General features: G+C 35.3%; 20 protein-coding genes and 1 riboswitch. Of the genes, 18 read left to right on the top strand and 2 right to left on the bottom strand.

Translation table 11 applies throughout. The features are described 5' to 3' along the window. Positions 1 to 307 precede the first annotated feature (307 nt). The 4 genes from FYC62_RS05880 to FYC62_RS05865 all read left to right on the top strand — a co-directional run bounded on the left by FYC62_RS05880 (position 308) and on the right by FYC62_RS05865 (position 3651). Positions 308 to 499, top strand: a complete 192-nt coding sequence (locus FYC62_RS05880) for a hypothetical protein (RefSeq protein ID WP_149074283.1) — start codon at positions 308 to 310, stop codon at positions 497 to 499. Then, complete coding sequence (locus FYC62_RS05875; protein ID WP_168199396.1) at positions 486 to 2819, top strand: AAA family ATPase; 2334 nt, start codon at positions 486 to 488, stop codon at positions 2817 to 2819. Before FYC62_RS05880 ends, FYC62_RS05875 begins: the two co-directional genes overlap by 14 nt. 329 nt (positions 2820 to 3148) lie before the next feature. Then, on the top strand, positions 3149 to 3319 hold the full coding sequence (locus tag FYC62_RS17065; protein WP_168199395.1) for a hypothetical protein: 171 nt from the start codon (positions 3149 to 3151) through the stop codon (positions 3317 to 3319). A gap of 170 nt (positions 3320 to 3489) precedes the next feature. Further along, positions 3490 to 3651, top strand: a complete 162-nt coding sequence (locus FYC62_RS05865) for a hypothetical protein (RefSeq protein ID WP_205943801.1) — start codon at positions 3490 to 3492, stop codon at positions 3649 to 3651. Between the two features lie 410 nt (positions 3652 to 4061). Here FYC62_RS05865 and FYC62_RS05860 read toward each other — a convergent pair whose 3' ends face one another. Further along, a complete protein-coding gene (locus FYC62_RS05860; RefSeq protein WP_149074280.1) occupies positions 4062 to 6395 on the bottom strand; it encodes a M1 family metallopeptidase in 2334 nt (777 codons plus the stop codon). Positions 6396 to 6403: 8 nt separating this feature from the next. Next, the gene (locus tag FYC62_RS05855; RefSeq protein WP_149074279.1) at positions 6404 to 6979 is read right to left on the bottom strand and encodes a HupE/UreJ family protein; all 576 of its coding nucleotides are present in this window, start codon (positions 6977 to 6979) and stop codon (positions 6404 to 6406) included. Positions 6980 to 7030: 51 nt separating this feature from the next. Here FYC62_RS05855 and FYC62_RS05850 point away from each other — a divergent pair, with 51 nt between their 5' ends. From FYC62_RS05850 to FYC62_RS05785, 14 genes are all read left to right on the top strand, one after another. Next, positions 7031 to 7507, top strand: coding sequence for a DUF6702 family protein (locus FYC62_RS05850; protein ID WP_149074278.1), 477 nt, complete (start codon positions 7031 to 7033; stop codon positions 7505 to 7507). A 101-nt stretch (positions 7508 to 7608) separates the two neighbouring features. Continuing rightward, positions 7609 to 8781: an IS4 family transposase gene (locus tag FYC62_RS05845; RefSeq protein ID WP_149074277.1), complete on the top strand. Its 1173-nt coding sequence runs from the start codon at positions 7609 to 7611 to the stop codon at positions 8779 to 8781. Positions 8782 to 8910: 129 nt separating this feature from the next. Beyond that, a complete protein-coding gene (locus FYC62_RS05840) occupies positions 8911 to 10152 on the top strand; it encodes a DEAD/DEAH box helicase (RefSeq protein ID WP_205943800.1) in 1242 nt (413 codons plus the stop codon). Positions 10153 to 10211: 59 nt separating this feature from the next. Continuing rightward, the gene (gene alaS, locus FYC62_RS05835) at positions 10212 to 12845 is read left to right on the top strand and encodes an alanine--tRNA ligase (RefSeq protein ID WP_149075856.1); all 2634 of its coding nucleotides are present in this window, start codon (positions 10212 to 10214) and stop codon (positions 12843 to 12845) included. A gap of 463 nt (positions 12846 to 13308) precedes the next feature. After that, the gene (gene tnpA, locus FYC62_RS05830; protein WP_039451568.1) at positions 13309 to 13755 is read left to right on the top strand and encodes an IS200/IS605 family transposase; all 447 of its coding nucleotides are present in this window, start codon (positions 13309 to 13311) and stop codon (positions 13753 to 13755) included. 332 nt (positions 13756 to 14087) lie between these two features. After that, entirely contained in the window at positions 14088 to 15560 is a 1473-nt protein-coding gene (gatB, locus tag FYC62_RS05825) for an Asp-tRNA(Asn)/Glu-tRNA(Gln) amidotransferase subunit GatB (protein WP_205943799.1), read from the top strand. Continuing rightward, on the top strand, positions 15560 to 16678 hold the full coding sequence (locus FYC62_RS05820) for a TlpA disulfide reductase family protein (protein WP_149074276.1): 1119 nt from the start codon (positions 15560 to 15562) through the stop codon (positions 16676 to 16678). The genes gatB and FYC62_RS05820 overlap by 1 nt, the downstream gene beginning before the upstream one ends. Before the next feature lie 130 nt (positions 16679 to 16808). Further along, a complete protein-coding gene (locus FYC62_RS05815; protein ID WP_039451562.1) occupies positions 16809 to 17495 on the top strand; it encodes a response regulator transcription factor in 687 nt (228 codons plus the stop codon). Between the two features lie 164 nt (positions 17496 to 17659). Continuing rightward, positions 17660 to 18376 carry an RluA family pseudouridine synthase gene (locus tag FYC62_RS05810; protein ID WP_039451559.1) on the top strand — a complete coding sequence of 239 codons (717 nt, stop codon included), beginning with the start codon at positions 17660 to 17662 and terminating at the stop codon, positions 18374 to 18376. A 63-nt stretch (positions 18377 to 18439) separates the two neighbouring features. Further along, positions 18440 to 18534: riboswitch (TPP riboswitch) on the top strand. A gap of 65 nt (positions 18535 to 18599) precedes the next feature. Next, positions 18600 to 18806, top strand: coding sequence for a sulfur carrier protein ThiS (thiS, locus tag FYC62_RS05805; RefSeq protein ID WP_149074275.1), 207 nt, complete (start codon positions 18600 to 18602; stop codon positions 18804 to 18806). 22 nt (positions 18807 to 18828) lie between these two features. Further along, positions 18829 to 20712: a phosphomethylpyrimidine synthase ThiC gene (gene thiC / locus FYC62_RS05800; protein ID WP_149074274.1), complete on the top strand. Its 1884-nt coding sequence runs from the start codon at positions 18829 to 18831 to the stop codon at positions 20710 to 20712. Beyond that, the gene (locus tag FYC62_RS05795) at positions 20712 to 21323 is read left to right on the top strand and encodes a thiamine phosphate synthase (RefSeq protein WP_149074273.1); all 612 of its coding nucleotides are present in this window, start codon (positions 20712 to 20714) and stop codon (positions 21321 to 21323) included. The genes thiC and FYC62_RS05795 overlap by 1 nt, the downstream gene beginning before the upstream one ends. Continuing rightward, positions 21296 to 22048 carry a hydroxymethylpyrimidine/phosphomethylpyrimidine kinase gene (locus FYC62_RS05790; RefSeq protein ID WP_149074272.1) on the top strand — a complete coding sequence of 251 codons (753 nt, stop codon included), beginning with the start codon at positions 21296 to 21298 and terminating at the stop codon, positions 22046 to 22048. The genes FYC62_RS05795 and FYC62_RS05790 overlap by 28 nt, the downstream gene beginning before the upstream one ends. After that, entirely contained in the window at positions 22045 to 22674 is a 630-nt protein-coding gene (locus FYC62_RS05785; RefSeq protein WP_149074271.1) for a thiamine phosphate synthase, read from the top strand. Before FYC62_RS05790 ends, FYC62_RS05785 begins: the two co-directional genes overlap by 4 nt. The last annotated feature ends 1 nt before the right edge of the window (position 22675 follow it).

The raw sequence follows: 22675 nt of genomic DNA, 5'->3' as shown, positions 1-22675 counted from the left end.
TTCCTTTTGAATTTAACTGACTTTCCTGTTTTTTAATTTTTAATTTTACCTTTTGAATTTTACTTTTGACTTTCAATAAATATTTACTTACTTAGAGTTAAAATCTAATTTATGAAAATGCCTATGAAATTGGATGTGTGAAATCATTGTTTTTAAGCTATTTCATAAGTTATTCTTTGTATTAAGAATATATAAATTCCGTAATAAGCCTAATATTAGTTTTATTACGGAAGTAAAATTATACATATATATCTGTTAGCTGTAAGGATAAAAAAACCAAGATGACTAAAAATATAATAGCGAACATATGAGTGATAACAATACAATAGTTGCGAAAGAAATAGTAAAGCAGCTAAAAGCAGAGAAATTGATTGCAGATGAAGAAATCAATTTGGAAAGTAAAATTGCTAACGGAACTATCAGAGAAATTGATTGGAAAGTAATTATTGAGAATCAAATAATAAACGCAGAAAAAAAGACTAAGGGTGAAACTGAGTAGTTTACATATCAAAGCCTTCAGAGGTGCGACTAAGCCTCTTACCTTGAATTTTAGTCAGGACAAGAATATTACGTTAATCTATGCTGAAAACGGGAATGGTAAATCCTCAATTGCAGATGCTTTGGCCTGTTTATGTACTGATGGTGCTGGATCTTTGGATGACAAATCGAATAAAGATTATTCTTTTCTAAAATCTTTAGGTGCCAGTAACTCTGACTTATTGATTGAACTAAAGACAGATGCCCAAACATTTAAGGCTACACTTTCAGCAAACTCAAATAAAATAATAAAGAATCCAACGGATGGTTTACCGAAAGTAAAAGCACTAAGAAGAGCTCAAATCACCTCTTTTATTGAAGATACACCATCGGCAAGGTATAAGGTTCTTTCATCATTCATTGATGTTTCAAATATTCAAAAATCAGAAGGAGAATTAAAAAAATTAATTACAACATTAGACAAAGAACTTGGGCAAAACCGTAAAAGTCTTTTAGATGCTAATAATACACTGACTGATATTTGGAATAAGGAAGAAAAACCACTTGGTAATTTCAAAGATTGGGTTCAGTCAGAAATTAAAAAGAACAATTCAAAACTTGCTGAAGATCTTAAAGAAAACAATTCTGTTTTGCAAAAATGGAGTTCATTGCAATCTGTTGTTTCAAGCATTAAAACGGAAAATGCAAAATATGTAACAGCAAAAAACAACTTCTTAGAAGCGGAAAAAAAACTTAAAGAATATCAACTTAAGAACCCTAATTCCGAAACTGATTTACTATCTGTTCTAAATGAAACTAGAAAATTCCTTACGGCAAAAACCGAAGTTGACAAATGTCCAGTGTGTGAAAAGGATAATGACAAGCAGGAACTTCTTAAAAATGTTGATGGAAGAATAGCAAAAATGCAAGAGCTAAATAAACTGACACAAGCTATAAACTCATCTAAGGTTGAAAGGGATAAATTATACAACAGATTGCAGGGACAGATTGAACCTTTCAACACTCAATTGATAGGTTTCAAAAACTCAGCCGTTAAATTGCCTGATTTTGAATTCACCAATAAATTAAGTGAAATTCTAGAAACAAATACCACAAAAGAAAATTACAAATTATTCAATGATGTTTCTTTAAAACTCACGACAGAAGTAGAAAAATTATCAAAGCATAATCAAACAGTTAATAAGTCAGTCGTACTCCATAATTCAATAAAATCTAATTATGAAAGCATCCTTAAACTCACAAAAAAATGTAGTGAGTTAGATAAATTATTTAACCAAGCAAAAGCCGCTTTAGGTATATTAGAGGATACGCGGAAGAAATTTATTGACAGCGAATTAGTGTCCATTTCTGATGAAGTTGAAACAATGTATCAGGAAATTCATCCGAATGAAGGTTTAGGGAACGTGAAGCTTTTCTTAAATCATACGTTTCAAAGTTCTCTTAATCTTTCTGCAAATTTCCATACGGAATCAAATATTACCCCACAATCTGTTTATAGCGAATCACACTTAGATACCTTAGGGCTATGTATTTTTATTGCACTTGCAAAGAAGGAGAGTAATAAAGATGTTATACTCATACTGGATGATGTTGTAATGTCAGTAGATGAAAGACATTTAGACAGAATTATTTCCCTTATTCATAATGAAGCTAAAAATTTTGCTCACGTATTTATTTCTACGCATTATCGACCGTGGCGGGAAAGATATAGAAATAACAGAGCACCAAATCTCAATATTCAGTTTTTGGAATTACGAGGGTGGTCAATGGAAAGAGGTATTACAATAGCAAAACCACAACTAGTTTTAGATGAAATTAAGTATTATTTAAGTTCACCAGAGTTTTTCCACCGTGAAAATCTTTCAGGAGCTACGGGCAGATTTTTAGAAGCAATTCTGGATTTTTTATCATTTAATTTTCAAAGTCGCTTGAAAAGAAAACCTGGTAATGATTACACGCTGAGTGAACTGTTAGATTGCCTATCAAAAGACTTGCTTAAAGTACTTAAGGTGCAAAGAATGGCTCGTTTGGAAGATGGGAAGTTTTGTAACAATAACGTAGATGATGAGATTTTTTTAAAACCAGTTATAGATGAGATTAAAAACCTGAAAGCTATTAGGAATCAGGTTGGGGCTCACTTTACTTTTGATGGTGCTTTAGTCAGTGATAGTGATATTGAGGATTTTGCAAAATCAACAATTAAATTAGCTGACTTATTGGTTTGCCCAATAAATGGAACTTTACCAGACCGAAATAAGTCTGGATCTTATTGGGAAACAAAGAGTGGTGCAATTCGACTTTTTCCTTTAATTGAACCTTAAAGCCTTAAATGATAAAGGACTACCAAAATATTGAACGAATCTCTACAGCTAACAGCACCTACCCAAAAGTGGCGGTTCAGTGGTTAAATCAAGCTTTGTGCATCTATCAAAGTTTCTGCTTGGTTGACAGTGAAGTGCTTAGAAATCGCCACCTTCGGGTAGCTGCAAACCGTTATAAAACGATTTTAAATAATAGTAACAAAATGTCAGACTAGAATTTAAATCCTTCTTTTACAAATCTTGATATTCGTAGATTAGTGGCAAGAATAACCAATAAAAACAGAGTGACATCGAAAAGCTAAAAGAGTAAGAATATAAATACATAAAATATGACTTATACAATTATCAAAGAATCTACAATGTTGTCAACAAACTCATTAAAAAGAAAAGTAGAAAATATCCTTAATGAAAAAACCAAAGACGGTTATGAAGTTGTAACAGTAGCTTTTGGGCTAAATATTTGGTGGATGCCAACGGCTTTTATTACGTTCAGAAAATAGATATTGTACACCCTTTCTAGCACAAGTCTTCCGTGAGGAGGCAAAAGAGATGGGATGACTTGTGCTTTAGATAAGAAAATTGAAATTAAGCCAAAAAAACATCATCATAAGTCAGGACTTTCTTAAATCAGCCCGCTAAGACTTGCGATATAAAGATATAATTAATCACCATGGCAACTAAAGAATTAAAAAGCTACTCGCTTGCCGAGATGAAAGACAAGTATATCGGTAAAGTTGGAACACAAGAACGTGACCAATACGAATACGAACTCCGTATGGACGTTTTAAATATGATAAATAAGAGCGTTTCAAAATCACAAAAAAGTTTATAATTTTTGATCTTACCTCTATCTCTTATAAAGAAGAGACTGTCTTATATCACCATTGTGTGTCAGGCTGAGCGGAGTCGAAGCCTTTTCTTATCCTTCGACTCCGCTCAGGATGACAATTGCTTCGAATCTGCTTAATGTGACTAATACGATTTTTGGAAACGACCTCTTCTTTAAAAATTAAGCAAAGCTCATTTTATAACCCAAACGCACCTAACCCAACTTAAATAAACCGGGGCGGCATCGGTATCTTTTTGCCTCGGTTTTTTGAGCTTAGGCCTTGAGTGGGCAAAAAATAAAGCAGAGCACCGGACTAGCGGAAAATAGTTTCACAGCCTTTGCTTTACAAAACAAAAAAAGCAGCGTCTCCTTTTCCAGAAACGCTGCTTTCCATCATATTTTCTAAAAAACAATTATTGCCTTGCTCTTTGCATAGGGTTTACACCTGTAGATGCACCTCTAGCCGGAGCTTTTTGTTGCTTAAACAACTCGAAACGGGTAGGGGCTAATTGTCTTGGGAAAGTGTTATTACTTTCGTCTATATCTGCGGTTTCTTTATAAGGGTCTAGCTTTACAGAAGCCATTTCCTTGGTTTTAGCGAATACCTTGGTTACCTTTTCCTCATTTTTTCTCCAGATATAAGCCGGGATATAATCTACTTCTTTTGTGCCATCGGTATAAGTCCACTCGATGATGATAGGCATCACCAAACCACCTTTATTGCTAAATTCTAACTCGTAGAAATTGGTTTTGCTATCGTAAAGGGCTTTTTCTTCGGGGCTTAAAGCATCGTAATAGTTTTTAAACTGTGCTTTTTTGTCTTTGGTAGCAGCAAATCTGTCCCATTTATTATAAAAATCGTTTAAAGAAGTATCAGCTTCCACAGCGAAGTTAATATTGGCCTCGCGGTTTCTTTTTCTGCTGATGCTATAGCCTTCTTCATCATAAAGTTTTCTATCGTAAGCAGCTTCAATTTCTGGGTTTTTAGTATCCATACGGTAATATTTAACGGCATCAAGCGAGATGTCTACCGCATCGGTTCCGTAAAACCAGCCTCTCCAAAACCAATCTAAATCTACCGCAGAGGCATCTTCCATGGTTCTGAAGAAATCTGCCGGAGTAGGGTGTTTAAAAGCCCATCTTTTAGCGTATTCTTTAAAAGCATAGTCAAACAGCTCGCGGCCCATAACGGTTTCTCTTAAAATATTAAGAGCGGTAGCAGGTTTGCCATAAGCGTTTGGCCCAAAATTGATGATGTTTTCTGAGTTGGTCATGATAGGCTCAAGCTCATTTTTAGGTAAGCGCATATAATCTGCAATTAAATGTGCCGGACCTCTTTTTGATGGGTAGTTGTTATCCCATTCTTGCTCTGTTAAATACTGGCAAAAAGTGTTTAAACCTTCGTCCATCCAGCTCCATTGGCGTTCATCAGAATTTACAATCATCGGGAAGAAATTATGCCCAACTTCGTGAATAATAACGCCTATCATCCCATATTTAGTAGCTTCAGAATAGGTACCGTCTTTTTCTGCTCTCCCGTAGTTGAAACAAATCATAGGGTACTCCATACCGTTTGCAGCTTCAACAGAAATAGCAACCGGATAAGGGTAAGGGATAGTATGTTTAGAATAAACTTCTAATGTTTTAGCAATAACTTTGGTAGAGTATTTTCTGTAAAGTGGATAAGCCTCTGGGCCGTAATAAGACATTGCCATTGGGCTGTTACCTTCTACATTTACCTTCATCGCATCCCAAACCAATCTTCTGGAAGTTACAAAAGCAAAATCTCTTACATTGGTAGCTTTATAAACCCAAGTTTTTTTTGCCGATGATTTTTTCTTCATCGCATTTTTAGCATCATTTAAAGTCACAATCTCTATAGGTTCTTTAGCGGTTTGTGCTTGTTTCCATCTGTTTAGCTGTGTGCTATTTAAAACTTGAGCGTAGTTTTGACATTCGCCCGTAGCACCCACTACATGGTCTGCAGGTACGGTAATATTTACTTTATAATCGCCAAAAGCTAAAGCAAACTCACCACGACCAGTAAATTGTTTGTTTTGCCAACCTTGAAAGTCTGAGTAAACAGCCATTCTAGGGAACCATTGTGCTATGGTGTACAGGTAATTATCGTCTTCTTCAAAATATTCTAATCCACCACGGCCACCTTGTACCATTCTGTTCGGGATTTTGTAGTTCCAGCTTACTTTAAACGTGTATTTACCGCCTGGGTTAAGGGTGCTAGGTAAATCTATACGCATCATGGTGTGGTTAATGGTATATTTTAGATTTTTACCGCCAGCATCAGTAACTTTTAAAATGTTAACGCCATAACCATCCTCAACACCATTAATTCTTTTAAGTTGGTTATAGGTCATTTTCTCGCTCATCTTGCTACCATCAAACTTTTGGTTTTCGCCGTCAGCTTTATGCTCGTTTTCATCCAATTGTAGCCATAAATAAGTTAATGGGTCTGGCGAGTTATTGGTATAAACCACCGTTTCAGAGCCTTTTAATATTTGCTTGGTGTCATCAATTTCTACATCAATATCATAATCTGCTTTTTGTTGCCAGTATTTTGGGCCCGGTGCACCAGAAGCAGAGCGGTACATATTTGGGCTTCTTAAAATGGTTTCTAGCTGCTCAAATTTATTACCGTGGTTAGCATTGGGGTTGTGTTGTAAAAATTGTGCTTGCGTATATGCTATAGAAGCAACAAGCAAGAAAATAAAAGCTAAAACTTTCTTCATAATTTATATTAAGGTATTCTTTCTATAGCCATGAGGAGTGAAATCCCAAAAATGGCGGATGAAATAAACAAATTCCACTCTCTTTTTTGTACTCTTATCATATTTACCAATAAAAATGATAAGACAAGTATCGAAAATACGATAATTATTTGTCCAAATTCTAATCCTAAGTTAAAAGCAAGTAGCTCTGCAACAACATTGTTGCTTTTTCCCATCAAACTCTTCAAATAATTAGAAAAACCAAGGCCATGTATCAGTCCAAACATCAGCGCAAGCAAATAAGAGGTATTGATGTTTTTTCTGATGGTTTGTTTATTGATGATGTTTAAAATGGTAGTAATTAAAATGGTTATTGGAATTAAAAACTCTATCCAGCTACTAGGAATTAAGATTTTATTGAAAACGCTAAGTGCTAAGGTTAAAGAGTGCCCAACGGTGAAGGCGGTTACCAGAATTAAAATTTTTTTCCAGTCTTTAACGAGGTAAGTACCGCAAAGTGCTGTTACAAATAAAATATGATCATAACCCTGCCAGTCTAAAATATGCTGCCAGCCGAGTTCAAAAAACAAAGAAAAGTCTTGCATCTATAATTTTTCTTAATTTAGGATGTTAAATCAATCTTGAAGTTATTAATAATGCTGAAGATATTAAGTTTATTGTTTGTCTTTTTTCATCCTTTCTATGTAAGTGTTACAGAAATAAGGCAAAACCCAGAAAGTAAAACCATACAAATAAGTACCAAAATTTTCTTTGATGATTTAGAAAAAGCTATAAAAGAAGAGAGCGGACAAGAAATCAATATCCTAAAACCAACAGATAAAGCAGCGCTAGAAAAATTAATAGCGGCTTACTTACAAAAACATTTGTATGTGGTAGCAAATGGTAAAACTATGTCGGCTAATTTTTTAGGTTTTGAGATAGAAGAAGATGCGGCCTGGTGTTATCTGGAAACAGAAAAAGTTGCTAAAATCAATAAATTAGAGGTTTTTAATGATGTTTTATTTAAACAGCATGATAGTCAGGTAAACATTTTAAATGTGCTAGCTGGAGACACTAAAACCAGTACAAAACTAGACAACCCAAAGAACCGGGCTTTCTTTAGCTTTAAGTAATAGCTTCATTATCAATAGCGTCCTAAACGAATAAAAAAAGAGAAAGGAAAGTTTTAACTCATCGTTACCTTTGAGGTTGCACAAAAACAAACCCTTTCTCAATGGTAAATGTAACACTATTCTCCCAAATCATATCAAAACTTGAGCGTTCAAAGTTCAACAAACTGGTATCTACATCTCAGAGCGACAAACATAATAAAGGTTATACAAGCTGGACACATCTAGTATCGATGTTGTTCTGCCAGTTTGCCAAAAGCCAATCGGTACGTGATATTAGTAACGGTCTTCGTTCAGCTACTGGCAACCTCAATCATTTAGGTATTCAAAAAGCTCCATCTAAATCTAGTGTAAGCTATCAGAACAAGCACAGGGACTATAACATCTTCAAGTCCTATTATTTCATACTGTTAGAAAGTTTGGGACAGCAGGCAGGCTTTAAACAAATAAAGTTCAGGATTAAGTCCAAAATCTTCCTGTTAGACTCCACTACTATCAGTCTGTGTCTTTCTCTATTTGATTGGGCCAGGTACAAAACAGCTAAAGGAGCGGTTAAACTGCATACTCTGCTTGATTATGATGGCAATCTACCAGCATATGTCAATATTACCAACGGCAAAACTGCGGATAACAAAGGAGCTTATGATGTGCCTTTACACAAAGGAAGTGTTATTGTTGCAGACCGATTCTATAATGACTTTGCCCTGCTGAATGTTTGGGACAGCAACGGCGTATTTTTTGTGATCAGACATAAAGAAAACCTCCAATATACTACAGTTAAGGAAAATATATTGCCGGAGAACAGGCATAAGAATATCCTGATTGACGAGATTATTGAGCTTAAAACCACAAAATCAAAGGACAGCTATCCCAAAAACTTAAGAAGAGTGGCTGTTTGGGATGATAAAAATGAACAAACTATAGAAATTATTACCAATCAAATGTATTGGACAGCAAACACCATCAGTGAGCTTTATAAAAGCAGATGGCAGATTGAAATCTTTTTTAGAGAGATCAAACAGAACCTGCATATCAAATCATTTATCGGAACCACAGAAAATGCCGTGATGATACAGATATGGACAGCGCTAATTACCATCCTCATCCTTAAAGCACTTAAAGCAATGGCTAAATATGGATGGCAGCTCTCCAACCTTATCGCATTTATCAGACTTAACATATTTGTGAAAATAAATCTACAGAATTGGCTCGATAGGCCTTTTGAAGAACCCGATGAGCTAAAAGATAAACAAGTTATTCAAGGGGTTCTTTTCTGAAATCTATTTTTATCTCATAAATTTTAAGCTATTGCGTTACTTTTGATGTTTTCATAAACGTTTAGGACAGTATTGCTTCATTATACAATATTTAAGATATATTTACAGAAAATATAATTACACAGTCATTTGAAATTCGAAGAATTTAATTTCGTAAGCTCATTACAAGAAGGTTTAGATACCATGGGCTTCACCAAAGCAACCCCAATACAAGAACAAGCTATTCCTGTTATTTTAAACAATCAAGATTTAATAGCTTGTGCACAAACAGGTACGGGTAAAACAGCATCTTATTTATTGCCTGTTCTGCATAAAATCCAATTATTAGGAACCGATGATATCAATACCATCATCTTAGCGCCAACCAGAGAGTTAGCCTTACAAATAGACCAGCAGATTATGGGCTTGGCTTATTTTACAGGTTGCACTTCTATTGCCGTTTATGGCGGTGGCGATGGTATCAATTACGAGCAGCAAAAAAGATCTTTAGCAGAAGGAGTAAACATTATTGTGGCTACTCCTGGACGCTTAATTGCTCATTTAACAGCAGGAAAGATAGATTTCTCTAAGCTACAACATTTGGTTTTAGACGAGGCCGACCGTATGCTGGATATGGGTTTCTTTGATGATATTGTTCGTATCATGAGTTACCTGCCGGCAGAACGTCAGAATATTATGTTTTCTGCTACCATGCCGCATAAAATCAGGACTTTAGCTAATAAAATCCTTCGTAACCCGGTAGAAGTTAATATCGCCATCTCTAAACCATCAGAGGGTATCAATCAGCAAGCTTATATGGCTTTTGATGAGCAAAAAATACCTTTACTCAAAACCATTTTAGCCGATGCAGCTTATAGTAGCATTATCATTTTTGCATCCCGTAAGGAGATTGTTAAAAAATTGAATTCCGAGCTGAATAAAAAAGGAATAGCGGCAGAAGCTTTCCACTCAGACCTAGACCAAGAACAGCGTGAAGATATCATGAGTAGGTTTAAAGGTAAAAAGCTAAGTGTTTTGGTTGGCACCGATGTTATTTCTAGAGGGATTGATGTTGAAGGTATCAGCTTAGTAGTCAATTACGATGTACCACCAGATCCAGAAGATTACATTCACCGTATTGGCCGTACAGCCAGAGCAGAAACCACCGGAACGGCTATAACCTTTATTAATGATAAAGACCAAAATAAATTTGGAAGGATAGAAGCTTTAATGGGGCGTGAAGTTCCTAAAATAGCTTTGCCCGAGAGTTTAGGGGAAGCGCCTGTATATAAGCCAAATACATCTGGCGGAGGTAGCGGAAAAAGCAATTGGAAGAAGAAAAAGTTCAATAAAAACAAAAAGCCTCAGCAACAACAAGCTAAGCAGGCTTAGTATTCTTAAATCTTATCTTTAAAAATCCAAAATCAAATTTATCTTTGCAGGCTATGAGTATGACTGCTAAAGAAATCCGTCAGGCATTTTTAGATTTTTTTGCTTCTAAAGGCCACCAGATTGTTCCATCTGCACCTATTGTTGTTAAAAACGACCCAACCTTGATGTTTACCAACGCTGGTATGAATCAGTTTAAGGATCTTTTTTTAGGGGAAGCACCTATAAAATATCCTCGTGTGGCCGATACGCAACGTTGTTTAAGGGTTTCTGGCAAGCATAATGATTTAGAAGAGGTAGGTATTGATACCTATCACCACACCATGTTTGAGATGCTGGGGAACTGGAGCTTTGGCGATTATTTCAAGAAAGAAGCCATAGAATGGAGTTGGGAGCTACTTACCGAGGTTTATAAGCTAGATAAAGAGCGTTTATATGTAACCATATTTGAAGGCGATGAGAAAGAAGGTTTGGCAAAAGACCAAGAAGCTTACGATTTATGGTTGCAATTTGTACCTAAAGAGCGCATCCTTACCGGAAATAAAAAAGATAATTTTTGGGAAATGGGAGAAACAGGTCCATGTGGCCCATGTTCAGAAATCCATTTCGATAGTCGTTCTAACGAAGAAAGGGCTAAAATAAATGGCGCTACTTTGGTAAATGCCGATGACCCTCAAGTGATAGAAATCTGGAATAACGTTTTTATGGAGTTTAACCGTTTAAAAGACGGCTCTCTAAAAAAACTTCCTGCCCAACATGTTGATACCGGAATGGGTTTCGAGCGTTTGGTGCGTGTAATACAAGGTAAAACCTCAAATTACGATTCTGATGTGTTTACACCGATGATTGAATTTATTTCGAAATCTGCGGGTGTAGCTTATAACGCTGATGCGCAACCGGGTGATCAGGATTGGGGACAAGCCGTTACGATGCGTGTAATGGCAGACCATATCAGGGCTATTGCTTTTGCTATTGCAGATGGGCAGTTGCCTTCTAATAATAAAGCAGGCTATGTTATTCGTCGTATTTTAAGAAGAGCAATACGTTATGCTTATCAATATTTAGGCTTCAAAGAGCCCTTCATGAATAAATTGGTGCCTTTATTGGCAGCGCAGTTCAAAGGTGTTTTTGATGAATTGATAGCGCAACAAGATTTTGTTCAAAAAGTAATCTTAGAAGAAGAAAATGCCTTTTTAAGAACTTTAGAAAACGGAATTATCCGTTTCGAAAAATACATTCAGGAAAATAAAGGTACGGTGATGAACGGTCCTTTTGCTTTTGAGTTGTATGATACTTTTGGTTTCCCGATAGACTTAACCGAGCTGATGGCTAGAGAAAAGGGCTTAAGTGTAGATATGGAAGGCTTTGCTGTAGAACTTGAAAAACAAAAAACTCGTTCCAGAGCAGCAACAGCCATTGATACAGAAGACTGGGTTATCGTTAGCGAAGGCGAAGAAGTAGAATTTTTAGGTTACGATGATTGGGAAGCTAAAGCTAAAATTTTAAAATACCGTAAAGTAAAGGCTAAAGGAAAAGAGCAGTACCAATTGGTATTAGACCGTACTCCTTTTTATGCAGAAAGTGGTGGTCAGGTAGGAGATAGTGGTATTTTAATTGGTGAGGGTGAAGAGGTTATCATTACCGATACCAAGAAAGAAAATGGCTTAATTATTCATTTTACCGATGCTTTACCTCAAAACTTAGAGACAGAGTTTGTAGCTAAAATAAACTCGCTAAGCAGAACTTTAACAGAAAATAACCACTCGGCAACCCACTTACTACATGCTGCATTAAAAATGGTACTGGGCGACCATGTGAATCAAAAAGGTTCTTTGGTAAATGCAGATCAATTAAGGTTTGATTTCTCTCATTTCTCTAAACTTACTGATGAGGAAATTCATCAAGTAGAAGCTATTGTTAACGAGAAGATTAGAGAAAACATCGCTTTAAAAGAAGAAAGAAATGTGCCTTACCAAAAAGCTATAGAAAGCGGCGTAACGGCTTTATTTGGTGAGAAATATGGCGATTTTGTTCGTGTAATAACTTTTGATGACCATTACTCCAAAGAGCTTTGTGGTGGTACTCACGTAAAAGCAACTGGGCAAATCGGGTATTTTAAAATTGTTTCTGAAAGTGCTGTTGCAGCAGGTGTGCGTAGGATAGAAGCCATCACGGCTATTGCAGCAGAGCAGTTTATACAAGAGCAAAATCAACTTTTAGCTAGTTTAAAGGAGTTGTTAAAAAATCCTAAAGACCTTGCTAAAAGCGTTGAAGCTTTGTTAGAAGAAAACAGCAAGCTTAAAAAGGAAGTAGAAAAATCTGTTTCTGAAAAAGCATCAGGTTTAAAAAATGCTTTAAAAGATAAAGCGGAAGAAATAAACGGCATTCAGTTTATTGCAGCATTGGTAGATCTACCTCATGCTGATGCGGTAAAAAATTTAGCTTTCCAGCTGAAAGATGTGGTAGATAATTTATTCTTGGTTATAGGTGCTACTTTTGATGGTAAACCAAATTTAACCGTTATGCTTTCTGATAATTTAGTGAAAGATAAAGGTTTAAATGCCAGCACTATCGTGAGAGAGTTAGCCAAAGAAATACAAGGTGGCGGTGGCGGTCAGCCTTTTTATGCTACCGCAGGTGGTAAAAACCCTGATGGTTTAAAAAGTGCTTTAGACAAAGCTAAAGCTTATTTATAGTGATATACTTATCTCGCTAGGATACACCTATCTCGCTAGGATATACCTATCTCGCTAGGATACACCTATCTCGCTAGGATACACCTAGCTTTATTGAACTTTATTGAAATTTAATCCCGTTGGGATTATGAGTTGGTAGTATTGTGTCTTGCTTGGATATATCTATGTTTATCTCACTAGGATATACCTAGTGTTATTTCACTAGGATATACCTAGTGTTATTTCACTAGGATATACCTAGTGTTATTGATATTTAATCCCGTTGGGATTATGAGTAATTAGGTGCTTTTTTAGTTTTATATCTAAGTTTGTATATATTAGTTTGTAAAGAATTTGCCTCTTTAATTATTATTAACTTAAACAAAAAAATAAAAAGCATTTCATTATCAAGTTTCAGGCTAAGCCCAAAGGGCTTAAACTTGATTAACCACAGGTAAAACCTGTGTGATACACCATAAACATCATGAGTACCTATACACAAATCATCTATCAAATCGTATTTAGCACTAAATACCGAGAACGCGTCTTAACCAAGAATAACAGAAAAGAACTTTTTAAATACATATGGGGGATTTTAGAAAGTAAAAAATGTCACTTATATCGTATAAATGGTGTTGAAGACCACATCCACATTGTAACACATTTACATCCCTCAGTATCCTTAGCATCTTTGGTAAAAGACATTAAAGTAGCTAGCTCTTTATACATTAAAGAAAAAAAACTATTTGAAAATTTTATAGGTTGGCAAGGTGGTTACGGTGCTTTTACTTACAGCATCAAAGAAAAAGCAAGAGTCATCAAATATGTTAAAAATCAGGAAGAGCATCATGGCGAAAAAACTTTTAAAGAAGAGTACATTGCTTTACTTGATGAACACGGAATTGAATTTGAAGAGAAATACCTGTGGTGATAAATTATAGTTAATAAACCTTCGTGACACATACATCACACAGAGATCACACAGAGCAATCCGAAGGAGCACCGAAGGAAGAATTGATTAAAACTCAGAAATACGTATCTCCTATAGCTTAACCATTTTAAGGTATTTAATCATCTTTTGATGATTGATTTTTAATCATCCCACATCTAAAAACACTTCTATTTATCATTATCTCAAAACCAACTATAAATACTACCAATATTTTACATTATTCGTAAAATTTGCCTTAAAAATGGCTATATGTATGTTTTAAATTATATTTGATGAAATGTGCCCATCAATTTTTTAGGCGAATTATAAGAATGACGGTTATTTCAGAAGCTATTTTAAACAAGTACGAGGCAGTAATAGGCCTTGAAGTTCACGTTCAATTATCTACAAAGTCAAAGGCTTTTTGTTCAGATTCTGCAAGTTTTGGCAATCAGCCAAATACCAATATCAGCCCTGTCTCCTTAGGTTTACCGGGCGCTTTGCCTTATACCAATGAGGCTATGATAAAGAGTGCGGTAAAACTAGGCTTAGCTATACAATCAGAAATTAACCGTTTCAATTACTTCGACCGTAAAAATTATTTTTATGCCGATTTGCCTAAAGGTTTCCAAACTACCCAAGATAACCAACCCATTTGCAAAGGCGGAAAGCTAAAAATCATCTTAAACGATGGCACAACAAAGGATATTTTATTAAACCGTATCCACATGGAAGAGGATGCCGGTAAAAGTATTCACGACATAGATCCATTATACTCATACATAGATTTAAATAGAGCAGGCGTACCACTTTTAGAAGTGGTGAGCGAGCCTATGATTTCTTCTGGTGAAGAAGCCGCAGCTTATTTAACCGAGCTTAGAAAATTAGTACGTTACCTTGATATTTGTGATGGTAACATGGAAGAAGGCTCTATGCGTTGCGATGCTAATATTTCTGTTCGTTTAAAAGGAGAAAAAGCTTTAGGTAAGCGTTGCGAGGTAAAGAACTTAAATTCTATTAAAAACGTTCAAAAAGCCATAGAATACGAAATCATTCGTCAAATAAATCTGATTGAAGAAGGCGTAATTATAGAGCAAAATACTTTAAATTTTGATGCCAGTACAGGTATCACTACACCTTTACGCTCTAAAGAAATGGCTAATGATTATCGCTATTTCCCCGAGCCTGATTTATTACCTATAGCATTAAGCGAAGCTTATATCAATGAGATAGAAGCAGCAATGCCAGCCCTGCCAGAGCAATTGGTAGCTAAGTTTACACAAGAAATGAACTTACCAGAATACGATGCTCGTGTCATAACAGCAGAAAAAGCTATGGCCGATTACTATTTAGCGATAACAGACAGCTGCGAAAATTGCAAAGCAGCTTCTAATTGGGTGATGGGGCCGGTAAAATCCTATTTAAACGATAAAGGTTTAAATTTTACAGATTTTAGCGTTGCCGCTGATAAAATTGCAGCTATCATCAATTTGGTAGAAGAAGGGAAATTAAACAACAATCAAGCTAAAGATGTGTTATTCCCAGCGGTAATCAATCATCCTGATAAAGAAGTGAAGCTTTTAGCAGAAGAGCTAAATCTTATCATTAATGATAATCATGATGAATTAGAAGGTTTTATTGATGCTGCAGTGGCTAAATTTCCTGATAAAGTTACCGAGTACCATAATGGTAAAAAAGGCGTTTTAGGATTGTTTATGGGCGAGGTGATGAAAATTTCAAAAGGTAAGATAGACCCTAAAAAAGCCAACCAGGTATTAATCAGTAAAATAGAAAGTTTAAAATAATGGCAAAAGGAATTATAGCTTTTTTATGTTTAGCTATTGGTTTTGTTTCATGTAAGAACAAAACTGAGTTTGTGATAAACGGTGCAGTTAAAAATAAAGGCGAACAGCAAAAAATTTATTTATACGCTAGCAATAATATGGGTCAAATGGCTCCAATTGATTCTACTTTTTTTGATGAAAATCAAGAGTTTACTTTAAAATACAAATCAGAAAAGCCAGATTTCTTTCAATTAGTAATCGGGAATAAATCTTATATGCTGATAGCTTCTAATGGTGATGAAATAGACTTTAAAACCGATTTAAGAGACAATTCTGGCGCTTACCAAGTAGAAGGTTCTGAGGAAGCAGAAAAGATTACCGCCTACAATAGAATCACCACAACTTTTACAAGTAAAACAGGTGCTATGGCAGAGCAATACAGTAAAATGATTGATAGCAACCCAGATTTAAAAGACTCTTTAATAGCAAAATACACAGCAAAATCTCAAGAAATAGCAAAACCTTTCCTAAAGAATTCTTATGATTTTATTGAGACTAATAAAAAATCTCTGACTGCTTTTTTTGCTGCTAATGTGATGATGGGCGTTAATGCAACGGCATACGAATCTCAATTAATAGCATACAGTAAAGAAGCAAAAGCAAATTTCCCCAATAACCCCGCTGTACAAGCATTTGCGCAACAAATGGAAATGGCTAGTAAAACAGCTATAGGCCAGTTAGCACCAGAAGTTAGTGCAGAAACTCCGGAAGGAAAAATCATTAAACTTTCTGATTTTAAAGGTAAATATGTGTTGCTAGATTTTTGGGCAAGTTGGTGTGCACCTTGTCGACAAGAAAACCCTAATATTGTTAAGGTTTACCAGCAGTTTAAAGCTAAAAACTTCACCGTTCTTGGTTTTTCTTTAGATGATGATAAAGGTAAATGGCAACAAGCCATACAGGCAGATAACCTAAACTGGACACATATTTCTGAAATGAAACAGTGGGATTCTGAAAATGCTCGTTTATACAATGTTAATGCAATACCAGCTTCTTTTCTAATTAATCCGGAAGGAAAAATCATCGCTAAAAACTTAAGAGGAGAAGAGCTAGAGGCCTTTTTACAGAAGACTTTATAATTAATGTTTAGCATGAAGTTTGATTTCTGACAAATTGTTGTTAAAATAGTATGAACTTTAACAATTTGTTAATATTGGCTTAACTAAAACATTCACTTAAGCTCATAAATTAGCTACAAATAAATAAAGCATGAACGTTAACAAGCAAAAAATTTTAATTGTAGATGATGAACCTGATATTCTAGAGCTTATAGAATACAACCTACGTAAGGAAGGATATCATGTAATTACGGCTAGTAACGGACAAGAAGCAGTATCAGAAGCTCGTAAGCATTTACCAGATTTAATTATTCTTGATATCATGATGCCTAAAATGGATGGGATAGAAGCCTGTAGAATTATGCGTTCTATGCCAGAATTTAAGAATACATTCATGGTATTTTTAACTGCCCGAAGCGAAGAATATTCTGAAATTGCTGGTTTTAATGTTGGTGCCGATGATTACATAGCCAAACCCATTAAACCAAGAGCTTTAGTAAGTAGAATAAATGCCATTTTAAGAAGAAATGTTCAGAACGATGAATTGGTAGAAAATAAGGTAGAAATTGGCGATTTAGTAATCGATAGAGAATCTTTCTTAGTTTACCAAAACGGTAATAAAGTAGTTTTAGCAAAAAAAGAATTCGAGCTTTTATACCTTTTAGCCTCAAAACCTGGTAAAGTTTACACCCGCGAAGTTATCTTGAAAAATATTTGGGAAGACTCTGTAGTGGTTACCAACAGAACTATAGACGTACACATTAGAAAGTTAAGAGAAAAACTAGGAGACGATTATGTAAGCACCGTTAAAGGTGTTGGCTATAAGTTTGAAGCTTAATATTTTATCTAGCCAAGACTTTATAAATAATTGAAATAGATAATACCATATTAAAATATTAAAACGTGTCAATCCATATTGATACGTTTTTTGTTTTAGGCTAAGCTTGATATCAGGATGCTAACTGTTAAAACACAAGCAATTTTCTTATCTTTGCCATCCTTATGAAGTTTCCAAATTTTAAAGACCTTATTATTTTTGAGGATAATGATTTAATTATCGTAAATAAACCTCCATTCTTAGCATCATTAGATGAAAGGGAAGGTGGCGATATCAATTTATTAAGACTTGCCAAACAATACCATGCCGATGCTCAAATTTGCCACCGTTTAGATAAGGAAACTTCAGGCTTAATAATCGTTGCTAAAAACCCAGAAGCTTACAGGCATATTGCTATGCAGTTTGAGCATCGTAAAGTGAAAAAAGTTTATCACGCAATTGTAGACGGAACGCATATTTTTGAAGATTTATTGATTGATTTACCCATTTTAAATGCTGGTAAAGGTAATGTGATGATTAGCAGAAGTGAGGGAAAAAAAGCCGATACCTATTTCAAATCTCTAAAATACTTCAAACATTATACACTTATAGAGGCCAGGCCGGTAACTGGTAGGATGCACCAAATCAGGATACATTTGGCTACCCAAAGAGCTTCTATTACCGGAGATGATATGTATGGTGGTAAACCAGCTTTTTTATCCAAAATAAAAAGAGGTTACCGTTTAACAGATGAAGAAGAGCAACCTATCATGAAAAGGTTTGCTTTACATGCAAAAGAATCTACTTTTACTATGTTAAATGGAGAAGAAAGAACTTTCGAAGCGCCATATCCTAAAGATTTTGCTGTTTTGTTAAAGTTGTTAGAAAAAAACGACGTTTAATACTCTAAAGCAAATTAGAATTTTAAATTTTTGTTGCATTTCCATAAATAATCCCTAGTTTTAGCAAAACTTTAGGGGTGTCCCGTTTGCGGGCTGAGATTATACCCTTTGAACCTGATGCAGTTCATACTGCCGAAGGGAAAAGTGAAAAGCTTTCTATAGCTTTTTTCGTTTGGCTTTCCTTAAAGGTCATTCCTAAAGTTTGTTTTTAAACTGTTCAGGAATGAAAATAAAAATCAACAATCAATTTTTCGAGTTTACAGCAGCTCCAACTGTACAAGAGCTTATTCAGCATGTTTTTCCTTCCGGAGATTTTGCTGGGATGGCTTTGGCTGTGAACCAAACAGTTATCCCAAAATCTCAATGGGATACTTTACTCATCCACGAAAACGATCAAATTGACATTATAAAAGCTACTCAAGGCGGTTAATCCTCATTAAAAAAATCAAATTATGAAAACAGACAAAATTCCAACCGAGCAAAAAATATCAAGAGAGCCTTTTCCTGCATCTCAGAAAATTTATGTAAAAGGCGAGCTACATCCCATACAGGTTGCCATGAGGCAAATCACGCTAAGCGAAACTAAAATTCATAACGGTTTTGGTTTAACAGAACCTAATCCGCCTGTAGCTGTTTATGATACCAGTGGCCCTTATACAGATCCAAATATGGATATTGATGTAAAAAAAGGATTGCCAAAGCTTCGTCAACAATGGATTTTAGATAGAAATGATGTAGAGCAATTGTCAGAAATAAGCTCAGAATACGGTAAAAAACGCCTAAATGATAGTAAACTAGATGAGTTAAGATTTAGTAGAAATGCTAATCCTCTTAAAGCAAAACCGGGTAAAAATGTATCGCAAATGCATTATGCTCGTAAAGGAATCATCACGCCAGAGATGGAATATATTGCCATTAGAGAAAATCAACAAATAGCACTTTTAAAAGAACAATTAGGTGATCAGTTTGAAACTATGGCAGCGCAACATCAAGGTAATAGTTTTGGTGCTTTAACCCCAAAGGGAATGATAACGCCAGAATTTGTTAGACAAGAAGTTGCTAGTGGAAGAGCGGTTATTCCTTGTAATATTAACCATCCGGAGCTTGAGCCTATGATTATTGGGAGAAATTTTCTGGTAAAAATTAATGCTAACATTGGTAATTCTGCAGTAAGCTCAAGTATAGAAGAAGAGGTAGAGAAAGCAGTTTGGGCTTGTCGTTGGGGTGCCGATACCATTATGGATTTATCCACTGGTAAAAATATCCATGAAACCCGCGAATGGATCATCAGAAACTCCCCAGTGCCTATTGGTACAGTACCCATTTATCAAGCTTTGGAAAAAGTAAACGGTAAAGCAGAAGATTTAACTTGGGAACTTTTTAGAGATACTTTAATAGAACAAGCAGAGCAAGGTGTAGATTATTTTACCATTCATGCTGGCGTTTTGTTAAGATATGTTCCATTAACAGCTAAAAGAATTACAGGTATCGTTTCAAGAGGGGGTTCTATTATGGCCAAATGGTGTTTGGCACACCATAAAGAAAACTTCTTATACACACATTTTGAAGAGATTTGCGAAATCATGAAAGCTTATGATGTTGCTTTTTCATTAGGGGATGGTTTAAGACCCGGTTCTATTGCTGATGCTAATGATGCTGCCCAATTTGGTGAATTAGAGACTTTAGGAGAGCTTACCAAAATAGCTTGGAAACACGATGTACAAACCATTATTGAAGGTCCGGGGCATGTTCCCATGCATTTGATAAAGGAAAATATGGAAAAGCAATTAGCGCATTGCGGTGAAGCTCCATTTTATACCTTAGGCCCTCTAACAACAGATATTGCCCCGGGCTATGACCATATTACTTCTGCCATTGGTGCAGCCATGATAGGTTGGTATGGTACGGCAATGCTTTGTTATGTTACACCAAAAGAGCATCTGGGTTTACCTAATAAAAAAGATGTTAAAGATGGTGTAATTACATACAAAATTGCTGCACATGCTGCTGATTTAGCTAAAGGACATCCGGGAGCACAATACAGAGATAATGCTTTAAGTAAAGCCCGTTTTGAGTTTAGATGGGAAGACCAATTTAACCTGTCTTTAGACCCCGATACGGCTAAAGAATTTCATGATGAGACATTGCCAGCTGAAGGTGCTAAAATTGCTCATTTCTGCTCTATGTGTGGGCCAAACTTTTGCTCAATGAAGATTACGCAAGATGTAAGAGCTTATGCCGCAGAAAACGGTTTAGATGAAACCAAAGTTTTGGAAAAAGGTATGGAAGAAAAAGCTAAAGAATTTACAGCCAAAGGAAGCGAAATTTATCTGTAATGGAATTAGTCGTTATTTCTAATCCTGTTGAAGTTTATGATGAAGTGGATTTAGTTAAACAGTTATTTAATAATGGTTTAACTAAATTTCATTTCCGTAAGCCCAAGGCAACTCTAGAGCAGTGTAAAGACTTTCTAAATGCCTTTGATAAAGCTGATTTAGCTAAAATAGCTTTACACCAATTTCATCATTTGGTGAAAGATTTTGATATCAAACATTTGCATTTTAAAGAGCGAGATAGGCATTACAGTAGCTCTTTAGAACTGGCACAATTAAAGTTAGAAGGCTTTACTTTAAGCACTTCTATACATGATGCAAAGGATATTCAAACTTTAGCTCATTTTGATTATGCTTTTCTGGGGCCTGTTTTTAACAGTATTTCAAAAATTGGCTATATGGCTAAATCTCATGATAACTGGATAAATGCTTTAAAAAGAAATGATTTTCCAGTTTTTGCGGTTGGAGGAGTGGAGAAAGCTAATATACAGCAGTTAAATGCTTTAGAATTTAAAGGAGCGGCAGTTTTAGGCGCTATTTGGGAAGCCGTAAACCCTGTTGAGGAATTTAAACTATTAAAATCGTTATGCCTACAACAAGACCCTATGTATTAAGTATTGCAGGTTTAGACCCTAGTGCAGGAGCAGGCTTAATAGCTGATTGTAAAGTTTTTGAGCAATTAAAGGTTTATGGTTTTGGAGTAAGTTCTGCCATTACTGTACAAGATGAAGCAAATGTATATGAGCTCAATTGGCTTGATGAGAATCAAATCATGAAACAGCTAGAGCCTTTAGTTGCTACATATCCTATCCAAGCTTGTAAAATAGGTATTGTAAAGGATATTGATTTATTACTACAAATAGTTGATTTTCTTAAAGATAAACTCCCTCATATAAAGATTATAGTAGACCCTGTTCTTAAAAGTTCATCAGGTTTTGATTTTATGAGTTATGACGGAGAACAATCGTGGAAAAAACTGTTATCTAAGGTTGAATTAATAACACCCAATTACCTAGAAATGAAAATACTATCACAAAATAAAGAGGTACTAGAAGCAACAAAAGAATGGGCCAGATACGGGAATATTTTATTAAAGGGCGGACATCATACTGAACATTTAGGTATTGATTTTCTCTTTACAAATCAAGAAGTTAAGCGCTTTATGCCATCAGAAACTTTAGTTTATCCTAAACATGGTTCTGGCTGTGTGCTGTCTGCCGCAATTACTTCATACTTGGCTTTAGGTTTTTGTTTAACTGAATCTTGTGATTTAGCCAAAACCTATACAGAACAATTTTTAAATAGTGAAAAAGGACTTTTAGGATACCATCATTTATGATTTCGAAACTACACTATATCTCACAAGGAGAAACTCCTGAAGCGCATTTAATGGCTATAGAAAGCGTGTTAAAAGCAGGCGCTAAATGGATTCAATTACGTATGAAAAAGTTTGATGAAGCTCTGGTTTTAGCTACTGCAAAAGAAGTAAAATTACTTTGCAATGTCTATGAAGCAAAATTAGTTATCAATGATTACCCATTGGTAGCTAAGGAAGTAAAGTCTTTTGGTTTACATTTAGGTTTAAATGATATGCCTATCAAAGAAGCCAGAGCAATAGTAGGTTATCAAATGATTATTGGTGGAACAGCTAATACTTTTGCTGATGTTGAAAAGCGTATTACGGATGGAGCAGATTATATAGGCTTAGGCCCATACAGATTCACCAAAACGAAAGAAAACTTAAGTCCGGTTTTAGGTGCACAAGGCTACCGTACCATTATCCAAAAAATGAAAGAATACGGTTATAAAACACCAATTATTGCCATTGGTGGTATTGTTAAAACTGATATTTCAGAGTTAAAACGCAAAGGTGTATATGGGGTTGCGCTATCTGGCGAGTTAACCAATGCCAATAATAAACATCAACTAATTAAGGAAATACATAGCTTATTAGAAGCAGAATAAA

This window comes from Pedobacter aquae (genome assembly GCF_008195825.1).
GTDB lineage: Bacteria > Bacteroidota > Bacteroidia > Sphingobacteriales > Sphingobacteriaceae > Pseudopedobacter > Pseudopedobacter aquae.
Note: the sequence above shows the minus strand (reverse complement) of the source record. Positions and strands in the feature narration are given on the sequence as shown.